Source organism: Streptomyces sp. NBC_00435 (assembly GCF_036014235.1).
In the GTDB taxonomy this organism is placed as follows: Bacteria; Actinomycetota; Actinomycetes; order Streptomycetales; family Streptomycetaceae; genus Streptomyces.
Window position 1 is genome coordinate 1 of sequence record NZ_CP107925.1, and the last position, 12,043, is coordinate 12,043.

Below are 12,043 nucleotides of genomic sequence, written 5' to 3' on the forward strand. Positions count from 1 at the left end.
GCGCGCCTGGGAAGGGAAGCCCCTCGCTGCGCTCGGGGCTGGCCGCTTCAGCGGCCAGGGGTCAGCGCTGCGCGTGCTGAAGGTCCTCCGCTTCGCCTGCGACCCGGGGGCAGCTGCGCGCCTCCGGCGGAGGAAACCCCCTCGCTACGCTCGGGGGGGGCCGGCCGCTTCGCGGCCTAGGGCTGCCCCTTCGGGGCAGGCCCCTCCGCTTCGCTCCGGGGAAGGGGGAGAGCCCTGGGGACTGGGGGAAGGGAACTCCCTCGCTGCGCTCCGGAGCTGGCGGCTTCGCGGTTAAGGTCACGCCGGTGTCCTCCGCTTCGGAGCGGACTTGGAGGCGCTGCGCGCTCCGGAGCGGGTACCTGAGCGCTGCGCGCTCAGGAGAGACCGGCCTCGCTGTGCTCGGCCGAGGCCCCTTCGGGGCCTGGCTCCTCCGCTTCGCTCCGGAGCGATGAAACGCCTCGCTGCGCTCGGCGGGCTCGGCTTCGTCTAACCAGAGTCGGCCCTTCGGGCCGGTGTCCTGCGCTTCGCTCGGGACTGCTCCGGTTCCGCTGCGCTCCACCTGAGAGGCCCGCTACGCGGGCCAGGATTTCCTCGCTTCGCTTGGGAAGTGACCCCGTTTCACGGGGGCCGGGCCTTCGGCCCGTTGAGGTGTCCGCTTCGCTCCCACCCCGACCCTTCCAGCTCCGCCTCCAGGGCCAAGGGCCCGCTCCCCGGGCCTAGCGCCAGCAGCAGGGGCTGCCTGTGTCCAGGTCTGGTGTCACGACTGGGGAGATTTCTGGCTCAGGAAGCGAAGTACCAGCAGTACAGGGGCTGGCCCAGGTCGCCTGCTATACGAGCCAGATCGGCTACCTCTGTGAGGATCTCAACCACCATCTCTGCTGGGGCCCCGTCCTTCGTCTCGGCAAGCTCGACCCACTGAGGGCTGTCCCGCAACGGACTTGGAGGGACAGACGGCTTCAGTCCGGCGGGGCTGGTGCGGGCGGATACTGTGGAATGGATCATCGGAGTGGCGGTCTCGGGGGACGAGTGGGACGCAGCAGGCTGCCTGTGGAGAACGCAGGCAATGGCGATCTCTGTCTCTTCATCGAGCCGTACGGTGAGGACTTCTATCTGAAGCCCGGGGAGGTCTTCACGGTCACACCTGAAGCCGAGGGGATCGATGTCTGGTTCTCCACCCTCATCTGGGAGGGAGGCATCACGGTATGGCCTTATGAGGACGGCGACCCGACCAAGATTGTCCTGGAGTACACAGTGACGGACGCCAACGGAACCCGGCTGGAATGCGGTCACCAGAGGCCCCCGAAGCCTGCTGGCTCTGACGTGGCTGAGCTGGGTTGACCCTCGCGGTCACTGGTTCAGGGCGAAATTCTGCAACTGGGCGATGCCCAGCATGGCGTGGTGGACGCCGTCACCTCTGAGACGGTAGTCACGGAGGATCTTCCACGTCTTCATACGGGCGAAGACGTGCTCGACGCGGGCACGGACCTGCTTATGAGATCTGTTGTGCTCTCCCTTCCAGGGCATGAGATCGGACTGTCCGGGCTCGCGGCAGTGGGGAATCACGAGGCCGGTCCCTGGATGGCCGCCATCGGCAATCGTGACTGCGCGACCGACCGCGGCCTTGGCGCCCGACTCCTCCCAGGCCTTGCAGCCGTTGCGGTTTCCGGGCAGCGGCCGGCCGACAACCACGACCCGGCGGGTGTCCGCGTCGATGACCACCTGGTGGTTGGTGGAGTAGCGATAGTTCTTGGATCGCTGGGCGAGGGTGTGATCGCGAGTCGGCACGAGCGTGCCATCCACGATGAGAACAGTGCCCTTGCGGAAGCGTTGCCGCTGGATCAATCCCAGACGCGGCCCCAGGTCATCGACTACGCGGTCGACCGTGGACTTCGAAACGCCGAACAAGAGCGCGAGCTGCCGCATCGTCAGGTTGGTTCGCCAGTACTCAACGACCAGCAGCACGCGGTCCTCGAAGCAAAGCGTCCAAGGACGTCCCGGACGCGCTGCATGTGCACCTCGACGGCGCAGAGCAGTGACCAGCTTGCTGAACTGTCGAGGGGTGAGACCGCTGACCGGAGGTATCCAGGACAGCAGACGCAGTGATCACAACAGCCACGGAGCGATCGTCCCACCCATGAACACCGTTACGGGACAGCCCTTGGACAGCAACCTCGACAAGCCGGCTCCTACTCGTCGCAGCCGGCCCCGAACACAGTCTCCCGGGGACTTCCAACACCATGAAACCGTCATTCCTCATCGGCACCACAGCACGCAGATCCGAAGCCACACCCCCGACGAGGAGAACCTTCCAGTCCTCCACCGCATCATCGGGAAAGAAATCCGCACACCCGAACGCCGGAAACCCATGACCACGATGCCTCGGCCCCACAACACGCAGCATGGTCCGATCATGCCACTCTCCATGCATGCTTCATTCTAGAGTTTGGATAGACTCTGGAATACAGGGCTTCGTCCGGACGTCATTCATACAGAGGGCCTCCCACCAAACCGTCGTCAGTCGGCCCGGAGTTCTCCGTCGCGAGTCAGCAAGTGGGGCTCGTGCGCTCCGAGGCCTGCCCTACTGTCCGAAGTGATCGCCAGAGATCAGCTGTGGTCTGCGCTGGAGCCGCAGACAGAAGTACCGCAGGGGGAACCTCGTAGACAGAACAAGGGAAACGCAAGTGTCAGGGCCGCCCGAACGGGGTTCGATGCGCTCGAAAACGACGGACACATCCCCCGCAACACCTGCGCCGAACCCCACCTCCCCACCATCGCCATCTCGTCAGCAAGATGACCCGAAAGGAACGCCTAAGAACGGGGCGTCCGCCGGCCCACACCCCACTCGCTGAACGGCGTGACAAGGTCAGGATCAGACACGGACAGCTGGGAACCGAACGCCACAGTCGCGCGCGGAGCGGGGACGGAAACAGGCTGTCCACGGTCCGCCGCGGACGCCTGACCGGTGGTCGGGGCCGCGATGACGACACCACCGGCCACAGCCACAACACCGGCAAGCAAAACAACCCACTGCTTCATACTCGCTCATACCTTTCGCACTGCTCGACATTTCCCGCACTTCGCTCCTGAACCACCGAAGGGTCCAGACGGGGGACGCTGCGCGTAGGCGGCACGGTCGTCCACCAGCGCGGAACAGCGCCCCCTGCGACACGCTCAATCGAACACGCTGGACAGCCACAGTCCCACGCAACTCCACCAGCAAAAATCCAGTCGCCGCCCATTTTGCGGGGCCACGGATCTACCGTGCCCTCATGGCTCGTCCCGGCAGGCTGACCTTCTCCCTGGATCATTCCTGACCCGCGGTAGGGCCCGACCGATTGATGGCTAGGTGGTGGGGAGGAGGTCGGCGACGAGGACGGCGAATTCCTCGGGGTCGAGGATTCGGATGCCCAGTTCTTCGGCCTTGGTGCGCTTTGAGCCGGCCTTCTCGCCCGCCACCAGGAGGGTGGTGCGCTTGGACACCGACGACGATGCCTTTCCGCCGGCCCGCTCGATCAGCTCGTTCATCTCGTTCCGGGACAACACCGCAAGGGGGCCGGTCATGGAGCCCGTTACCACGACGGCCTGTCCGGCCAACGGGCCGCCCGCCGAGTCCTCGCCGTCATCTCCGTCGGTCGCGGACTGCTGTGGCTCAGTGACCTGCATGCCGACCTGCTGGGCCTGGAGCTTGTCGAGGAGCGGAGCAAGTTCCACGAGTTCGGCCGCGATGACGCGGGCCTTCTCGTCGCCGATGCCGTCGACTGAGGCCAGCATGTCCGCGTCCGCGGCCCGGATCGCGACCATCGACCCGAAGTGCGCGGCGATCCGGCGGGACATCGTTCGCCCCGTGCCGCGGACACCCAGGGCGCAGAACACTCGGCTCAATGCGGCCCCACGGGCAGTCTCGATCGCGGCCAGGAGGTTGGCGGCGCTGGTCTCGCCCATCCGCTCCAGAGCGAGGAGCTGCTCGCGGGTCAGCGTGAACAGGTCGGCGACGTCGTTGACGAGACCGGCCTCCACCAGCTGGATCGCGCGCGTGGCGCCGAGACCTTCGATGTCGAGCTGGTCGCGGCCTGCCGCGTAGATCACCGAGGCCACGGCCTGACAGCTCCGCCCGCGCACGCACCGCCACCGCTGCTCGGAGGTGTCGATCGCGTCGCCACAACGGGGGCACTCCTCGGGGAAGACGATCGGGCTCTCCCCGCCGGTGCGCTGGTCGACCAGCGGCGCCTCGACCCGGGGGATCACGTCGCCGGCCCGGTACACGAACACCTGGTCGCCGATCATGAGCCCTCGGCGGGTGATGTCGGACGGATTGTGGAGCGTGGCGTAGGTGACCGTCACCCCGTCGATGACCACGGGCTCCAGGACCGCGCGCGGGGCGATGATCCCGGTCCGGCCGACGTTCCACTCCACTGCCAGCAGGCGCGTCACTTTGTGTTCGGCCGCCAGTTTCCGAGCCACCGCCCACCTCGGGGCGCGCGAGCCGTTGCCCGCCTGCCGCTGGTCCTCGGCCGTGTCGGCCTTGACGACGACACCATCGATCCCGAACGGCAGGTCCGCGCGCAGGCCGGCGATCACGTCGATGCGTTCCTGCACCTGCTCCACCGTCTCGTATCGCTTCGGGGCGGCGGCCGTGCTGGCTGCCGTGTTCGCGCCGAGTGCGGCCAGGTTCTCCAACAGGGCGACGTGGCCGAGGTCGTCCAAGCCGATCGCGCTGTAGGCGAAGAAGGTCAACTCGATCCGGTAGGGGCGGTCCTTGGCCCGTAGGGTGCCGGCCGCTCCGCTGCGCGGGTGCGCGAAGGGCGTGGCCTCGTGGGCGAGCCGGATCCGGTTGGCCTCCTCGAACTGCGCGGTCGTCAGCAGCACCTCGCCGCGCAACTCGACATTGATCGGCTTGGTGAGGACCGGCGGCAGACCGAGGACGGCGTCGGCGGTGTGGGTGATGTCCTCGCCGGCCAGGCCGTCGCCGCGGGTGAGGACCTGCACGAGCCGACCGCCCCGGTACCGGGCGGCCACCGCGAGGCCGTCGAGCTTCGGCTCCACACACCACCCGGCCACAGGGCGCCCCAGACGCCGTTCCAGCCCTACGGCCCACTCGGCGAGCTCATCGGCATCGAAGACGTTGTCGAGGGAGAGCATCGGCACCGAATGCGGCACGTCACCCTGCACCGCCCCGCCCGCAACCTTCCCGGTCGGCGACTGGGCAAGCACCTCCTCCGGGTGCGCCTCCTCGTAGGCCGCGATGGCGCGCAGCAGCCCGTCGTACTCGTCGTCACCGAGCGGGGTGGTCCCGTCGCCGTAGTAGGCGGCCGACGCGGCCAGGGCAGCTGCCACGGCCTCTGCGTAGGCGGCAGGAGAATGCAGGGCACTGTTTTCGGTCATGAACGTCATCATCCTGCCCCCCACTGACAACACCGCCGCACCCCTGGCCAGCTAGTCGGGCAGCGGCAGCACGGCCCCGCAACACCAGAGAGGGCCGGTCGGAGGGGGCGTGGCTTCCCCGGACGTCCAGGTCAGGGCCGCCGCCTCCGCCCCGAGGTCGTAGATCACGGCCAGCGCCCTTGAGCAGCGGAGATCCGCTACCAGTGGGTCACGGCGCGCGGCTTCCTATGCGCGACTTCGATTGCGGTTATCGGCGAGCGGCGAACCACATGAGGAAACGCTTACCGCCCCACTTCCGAGGGTGAGGGCAGAGGGCCGATCCGGCTCATTCAGCCCTTAGGGTCCAACACCGCGTAGTTGGTTTTTCGCCCTGCCCACGGGGGGAAGGTGCTCTGCGCCAGTGATCGAGATCTGCAGGGAGAGTAGAAGCCGCGTGAGTGATCGCCAGACCGGCAAGGTGAAATGGTTCGACGGGGAAAAGGGCTTCGGGTTCATCACCCCGCAGGGTGAGGGCGACGACCTGTTCGTCCACTTCAAGGCCATTGAGAGCGACGGCTTCAAGAGCCTCAGGGAAGGTCAGACAGTCTCCTATGTGCCGGAAAGAGGCGCGAAAGGCATGCAGGCCGCACAGGTCCGGCCGGAGTAGTCCGTCCGGATCCTCCAGACAACGCCTTCAAGCTCGCCGATCTACCGCGTGCGGGCGGCCAGCAGGGACCCCTGCGATGGGGCGCCGGTCGTGTCGTCTGTGGTGCCGTCGTACCGGAATCGCCGCTACCCGGCCGAGGTGATCTCGCACCGCGGGTGCTTTCCGGCCTCCCGCCACGGACCGTCTCGCAGGCCGGGACAGGCAGGAAGGGTTGGATCAATGCCCACTCGTCGCCGTAGGTGTCCGAGGGGTAGCAGCGGCGCCGGGCCAACGTCCCCTCCCTTCATGAGGGTGGGGGCTGGCCATAGAGCGGCCGGCCCCCACCGGGTCACACGTCGATGTGGTCGACGATCACGCCGAGTGTGGACTCGACGGAGTTGAGCTGGGTGTTCAGGTGCCGGCTCCACCGGCCCTTGGGCTGCAGTACGGCGTGCGGGGCGATGCCGCGGGTGATGAAGCGACGGGTCTCGGTGATCTTCTCGCGTATGGCTGCGACCACTACAGGTATTCGGATGTTCCAACCAGGCATATCCGCACGCTGCTCGAAGTGGCGGCCTGGAACCTTCGGTCCCGGGGCCGACGAGAACTGCGAGCCGCGCTGGCCCCCGTCGACGCCCGCGTCCTCTGTAGAACAGCCAACGACCCGTTCGCTCCACAGCACCTGCCGCGGTGGCAACGGCGCATCGAAATCTGAAGTGGCCGGGGCCGGACGAAGCCCACGGATAGAGCTCGGCCTTATCCGCCCTCCTGGCATGCCGCGAGGTAGTCGGCCCAGCTGCCCTGTGCGAAGCCGGCCCGGGTGTGAGCGTTGCTGGCGGAGACGCCGGCGGCAGCTCGCTCACCGTTTCGAGCATGCCGTGTTGCTTCATCAGGTTGGTGACGCTGGAGGCGCTTCGAGGCTTGGTGGGTGGCCGACCACGCAGCAGAAGTCCGGCGTCCGAGGCCCGGCGGAGCATGGAGGTGGGGCGAGGCCGGGTGATCTGTTGCTCGATCAGGTGGGCGAGCTTGGGGGGCAGCAGGACGGGGTTCCGGTCGAATGTGAAGTAGGCGCCGTTCTCCTCGCGGTAGAACCGCTCGGTGGTCAGCTCGACGATGCGGGTGATGGGCAGGACATAGAGCCGGACCAGGGCGCCGACGATGCGTAGGGCGCAGAACACGCGGCTCAATGCGGCCCTACGGCCAGTCTCGACACTCGGGCCGGACGCGACAGTGCTCGGGCTGGGCGGGTTCGTTGGGCGCGGGATGGGGTGGCGGCGACCTGTCAGGGCCGTGAGGAGGGCGGTGGACCGCATGTCTGCCGGCGGAGCGGCAGGGGCGGGGCTGTGCCGAGTCAGGCCGCAGGCTTGGGGGCCGCGGCAGCCACGGTGCGGTATTCGGTGTTGATGCGCTGGGCTTCCTCGAGCTGGTCCTCGAGGATGATGATGCGGCAGGCGGCCTCGATGGGGGTGCCCTGGTCGACGAGTTCCCGGGCGCGTGCGGCGATGCGCAGCTGGTAGCGGGAGTAGCGGCGGTGGCCGCCCTCGGAGCGGAGCGGGGTGATCAGGCGTGCTTCCCCGATGGCGCGGAGGAAGGCCTGGGTGGTGCCGAGCATGGCTGCCGCCCGGCCCATCGTGTAGGCGGGGTAGTCGTCGTCATCGAGACGGCCGAACGAGTCGTCTGCTGTCATCGCACCTCTGTCGTGGAACGCGTGGAGGGGCCCTGGTGCCGTACGGCACCAGGGCCCCGAAGGAACTGACTACACCATCTACCGGCCCTGGAACTGCGCCGGCCTCTTGTGTCCGCTGACCCGACCGAGATGCTGTCGGGGGCGCGGGGATCGCGGTTGCTTGACCGGAGACCACCTCACTCACGATGTCCTGCGGTACCCAGACTTCGAACTGCCGGCCTGGGCGATCCTGATGGCGCTTGAGCTCCTCCGTTCTTCCCTCTGGTGATCAACTGCTTACCTGCGGGGGACTGCGTAATGCTGGTATTACCGGTTACTGCGTACTGCCTACTGCTTCGCGACCTGACCGAGCGCCACGTTCCGGCAGCCAGCCCCGTCGCCCATCGTGCGTCTGCTCTGGCTTGGAACCCCACTGCCGAACCTCCCGGTGCGCGCGCCCGCAGCCGACGCCTTCACCGAGGTACCACTCCTACTGAATTCACTGCTGGGTACTGCCGTCTGCGTCAAACCGCGGTACTGCTCACGGCGGCCCCTGATCACTGCGGGCCACCCGGTCCGGCCGCCAGTCCCGTCGCCGTCCTGCAACCGCTCTGGCTTCGACACTCCGCCACCGCACCGTCCTGCGCACTGCAACTGCGGGTACTACTGCCCGGCAGTTCGTCCCTGCCGGGCCCTTCTGTCTCTCTGGGCTACGAGAGAAACCATAGCCAGGACGCTGCCCAATGTCTACTCCAGCCAAGATAGATTTTCAGGTGCCCGACTCTGAGGTAATCGGGTGCGATCGGGTTCGGCCGCTACGGACGAGGGCACAGCGACCGGGCAGGCAAGGCCCGACGCCGGCAACGGACCCCGGAGCACGTGCTGACCGCGACGAGCAGCGAGCGCACAGCTCCTCCGCTGCCTGACCGCCCACCCCGGCGTCATCGAGGTCGCCGTGCAAGACCTCAGCCCACGGATGCCGTGTACCCCCGACCTCCTCGACGGCACCGGCGGATTCGGCTGGCACATGGTCGACGAACTCACCAACGCCAACGCCACCGTCATCACACCCACACCCGAGGGCGGCATTCAAGTGCGTCAAGCAGGGAAAGGGGCCACCAAACAGACTGCGCAGCTACTCTGGTCCTTCTTGGCTGGCAGTACGGAAGACTTTCGCCTTCGCGAAAGCCAGCGCATAGAATCCTCCGAGCAGAAAAGTCGCCAGATACTGCGCCCAGGTGATTCCATCGAGCGCCCCGTTAGCGGCAATGAGGACTCCGGCCCAGAGGAGAGTGAATAAGATCTTGGCCATTATTACTTCCAGACTAAGGGCTACGTTTCCTGCAATTAAAGCCGCCAGGGCAGCGGAAGAAATGCGCTTCGCCTTCGCGCTCCCCAATCAAAAATCCACACACTGCAGAACCGGCCATAAACCACACCTCCTTGATCCAGAGCGAAGGTACCAGCTGGTCAGCGCTCCAGAAAAGCAACTTGAGGTAGCTTTGAGCCTTTCCTGCATACCTATCCGAAGACGGCCATAAATATAGAGGTTTTCCAGTCGTCCCGGAAACTGCATTCAGCCAAATCTCTTCCCTGCTTCGCGGGATGCGAAGTGCACGGGATGGTGCTGATGCCCTAACGCGAGCAGGGGAAGACCACCGTGCCCGCCAAAGAACTGTAAGAACAACTGAGCACCGTGCGCGAGCAGCATGATGTAGTCCCGAAGACCGTTTAGGGCATGCCCGGCATGCCGTAGGTAACAATCTTCGCGTCGCACTTCTCGGCCCCGGTACTGCGGACACGCTTGTCAGGCACGTAGTAGGACTCGGCGTCTTCCTTTTCCTCGGTCTCCTTCGGCCGCGCCGTCCTGCCGTCCAGGAAGTAGACCTGGGCTTCGCCCGTGTGAAGGCGGTGGTGCCCGATCAGCGGCGGCCGGTGGCCAGGATGACGAGGAACTGGCCGCCGCCCGCCTCGATGCCGGCGGTCACCGGCAGCCCCGGTACCAGTCGGGAGAACCGGTCCACCAGCCAGTCCGCCGCCTCTTGGGCGTCCTTCCTGGTCGGACAACGGCCCACCATCTCGCGGCCGCCCTTGCGCTCCAGCCTGTCGGCAACGGCGATCAGCGGCGCGGGTTCTACTACGTACAGGCGCTCCGGCCAGGCGATGACCACCTTGACCGCACCCTTGCGGGTATTGCACCCGCGGTGCGCGAGCCGCTCGGCGACCTTGGCCTTCCGGTCGGCCGTCCGGCTGTCGACACTGGGCCCCCGCGGGTCGTTCACCGACTCGTCGGGATCGACCGGTTCGTCACACACCCAGCACCGCCAGCCATCACGCTCGGCCACATCATCAAGAAGACTCATCCAAGCAAAGTAGCCTGCCCGGCCGCGCCACCCGCGCACCAGGACCCCGCCGACGTCGCAGCACCGGCAAGCAGCGCCGCGACACCTGGCCCGCGGTGTGGGAGATCCCCGTGGCGGAGGAAGCGCGCGAAGGCACTGATCGGATTGGGGCGACCGTGGTCCCGTGGGGGGGGTGCCCCTATCTCTTTGGTCAAGGGAATCGAGGCTGCGTTGGATCGAACGGCCAGGCAGCATGGCGGTGTGGCTGATCTTCTGTGGGATGACGTGAGCTGTTTCTTCGACCCGGACCTGATGGGGTCGCTGCCGGACGTGCGTGTCCCGGATTGTTCGGTGGAGGACTGGCAAGCGGTCCTCGATCTTGTCGAGTCCAGGGGTTGGAAGTGCCAGTACTCCGAAGGTGAGACGGTGCTGCCGGTGCCCCGTGCGGAGACCGTGCTGTCCCGCCCGGCGGACGCTGAGTGCCCGGACCTGCGGGTCTGGCCGACTTCCGACGTGCTGGCGATCTTCCGTTTCAAAGACGACGAGGTCATCGACTTCGACGTCGACCTGCGGGAGTTGCAGGGCCAGGAACGACTTGATGTGTTCTGCGGTTTCCTCCGGGAGATCGGGCGACGCTTGGGCAAGCCGGTCCTGATGGATCCGGAGGGCGACTACCGCCATCCGGTGCTCGGCTTCGATGTCGAGTCCGATCGGGTCGTCCTTCTGGCTGAGCCGCTGGTCATGTGACCGCGGCCGCAGGCCGGGACTCGTAGAACGTGCCGTCACGGAGCATCGCGAAGAGGACATCGGCCCGCCGTCTGGCCAGGCAGAGTAGAGCCTGCGTGTGGTGTTTGCCTTGGCTGATCTTCTTGTCGTAGTAGGCCCGCGATGCTGGGTCGCCCAGGGCGGCGAACGCGGAGAGGAAGAAGGCCCGTTTGAGCTGCTTCTTTCCCGTCCGGGAGGGCTGTTCGCCGCGGATCGATGAGCCCGATTTACGGGTCGCTGGGGCGAGACCAGCATAGGCGGCGAGGTGGGCCGCGGAGCGGAAGTTGCTGCCGTCGCCTACGTCGATGAGGATCCGGGCTCCGGTCCTGATGCCGACTCCCGGCGTCGAGATCAGGACCTTCGAAAGAGGGTGGGCCTCCAGCAGTTCCTCGATCCGGCCGGCCAGCAGTTTGCGCTGGTCGAGGGCGGCAGTGAGGGAGCCGGCCAGGCCTGGAACGATCAGCGAGGCCGCCTCGGTGCCGGGCACCACCACGGTCTGTTCGTCCAGCGCGGTAAACATGCCCTCGACCAGTCGCTCGGCCATCCGCGGGGCCTTCGGCCGCAGCAGCGTGACCAGCCGGCGTCGGCCGGCTTTGCGGATCTGGGCCGGTGACCCGAACCGTTCCAGCAGGGCCAGCACTGCCGGGTGTTGCAAGAGGCCCGAGCACCCGCTCCAGCGACGGATGGATCTGCGTGAGCAGGCCGTGGAGCCGGTTCGCGACCCGGGTCGCTTCGCCGGCCAGGTCGTCGTCGAACCCGACGATCATCTCCAGCTCGGCGATCGTCTCGTCTTCGAGGTCTATGAACCGCAGCGTGTGGGGCATCGCGCGGGGCGGCATCCGCGATGATGAACGCGTCTTTCGCGTCGGTCTTGGCCTCGCCGGGATAGAGGTCGGCGATCCGCCGCATCGTTAATCCGGGCAGGTAGGCGACCGGGCAGCCCATGTCCCTCGCCACCGCCAGCGGCAGGGCTCCGATCGAAGCCGGCTGGTCGACGACCACCAGCACCGTCCCGTGCTTGACCTGCAATTTCGCGAAGAGCTCACGGAGTTTGGGCTCGGTGTTGGGCAGCCGTTTGTCGAACGCCTTCTTCCCGGCCGGGGTCACAGCGGTGGCGTGGTGTTCGCCTTTGCCGACGTCCAGGCCGAGGTAGACGTCGATGTCGCCGGTGTCGATCACGTGCGTCCTCCGGTCGTACTTCCTCCCGGCCTCACCCACGGCACCGATCGCCACATCCACATTATGAAGAGCCTCCCGACCTGC

Annotated in this window: 8 protein-coding genes and 2 pseudogenes; 4 read left to right on the top strand and 6 right to left on the bottom strand. The window is 66.8% G+C overall.

The genetic code is table 11. The features are described 5' to 3' along the window. Window positions 1–1,047: 1,047 nt before the first annotated feature. The gene (locus OG389_RS35795) at window positions 1,048–1,338 is read left to right on the top strand and encodes a hypothetical protein (protein ID WP_328304423.1); all 291 of its coding nucleotides are present in this window, start codon (window positions 1,048–1,050) and stop codon (window positions 1,336–1,338) included. Between the two features lie 9 nt (window positions 1,339–1,347). On the opposite strand, the pseudogene OG389_RS35800 reads toward OG389_RS35795, so the two are convergent. Then, window positions 1,348–2,116 (bottom strand): annotated as a pseudogene (locus tag OG389_RS35800) (transposase). 1,226 nt (window positions 2,117–3,342) lie between these two features. Continuing rightward, window positions 3,343–5,382 (bottom strand): NAD-dependent DNA ligase LigA, encoded by a 2,040-nt coding sequence (gene ligA, locus OG389_RS35805; RefSeq protein ID WP_328304425.1) that lies wholly within the window; start codon window positions 5,380–5,382, stop codon window positions 3,343–3,345. Window positions 5,383–5,815: 433 nt separating this feature from the next. Between ligA and OG389_RS35810 the strand changes: the two genes are divergently transcribed. Next, window positions 5,816–6,028 carry a cold-shock protein gene (locus OG389_RS35810; protein WP_328304427.1) on the top strand — a complete coding sequence of 71 codons (213 nt, stop codon included), beginning with the start codon at window positions 5,816–5,818 and terminating at the stop codon, window positions 6,026–6,028. 328 nt (window positions 6,029–6,356) lie between these two features. Here OG389_RS35810 and OG389_RS35820 read toward each other — a convergent pair whose 3' ends face one another. Continuing rightward, the gene (locus tag OG389_RS35820) at window positions 6,357–6,527 is read right to left on the bottom strand and encodes a hypothetical protein (RefSeq protein ID WP_328304429.1); all 171 of its coding nucleotides are present in this window, start codon (window positions 6,525–6,527) and stop codon (window positions 6,357–6,359) included. 831 nt (window positions 6,528–7,358) lie between these two features. Then, on the bottom strand, window positions 7,359–7,694 hold the full coding sequence (locus OG389_RS35825) for a MerR family transcriptional regulator (protein WP_328304431.1): 336 nt from the start codon (window positions 7,692–7,694) through the stop codon (window positions 7,359–7,361). Window positions 7,695–8,700: 1,006 nt separating this feature from the next. On the opposite strand from OG389_RS35825, the gene OG389_RS36950 reads away from it, so the two are divergent. Beyond that, the gene (locus tag OG389_RS36950; RefSeq protein WP_443059491.1) at window positions 8,701–8,973 is read left to right on the top strand and encodes a hypothetical protein; all 273 of its coding nucleotides are present in this window, start codon (window positions 8,701–8,703) and stop codon (window positions 8,971–8,973) included. Between the two features lie 622 nt (window positions 8,974–9,595). Here OG389_RS36950 and OG389_RS35835 read toward each other — a convergent pair. Next, window positions 9,596–10,036 carry a hypothetical protein gene (locus OG389_RS35835; RefSeq protein ID WP_328304434.1) on the bottom strand — a complete coding sequence of 147 codons (441 nt, stop codon included), beginning with the start codon at window positions 10,034–10,036 and terminating at the stop codon, window positions 9,596–9,598. Between the two features lie 240 nt (window positions 10,037–10,276). Between OG389_RS35835 and OG389_RS35840 the strand changes: the two genes are divergently transcribed. Continuing rightward, complete coding sequence (locus OG389_RS35840; protein ID WP_328304436.1) at window positions 10,277–10,762, top strand: hypothetical protein; 486 nt, start codon at window positions 10,277–10,279, stop codon at window positions 10,760–10,762. Here OG389_RS35840 and OG389_RS35845 read toward each other — a convergent pair. Continuing rightward, window positions 10,755–11,956: pseudogene (locus OG389_RS35845) on the bottom strand (IS110 family transposase). The gene OG389_RS35840 and the pseudogene OG389_RS35845 overlap by 8 nt on opposite strands. Window positions 11,957–12,043 lie beyond the last annotated feature (87 nt).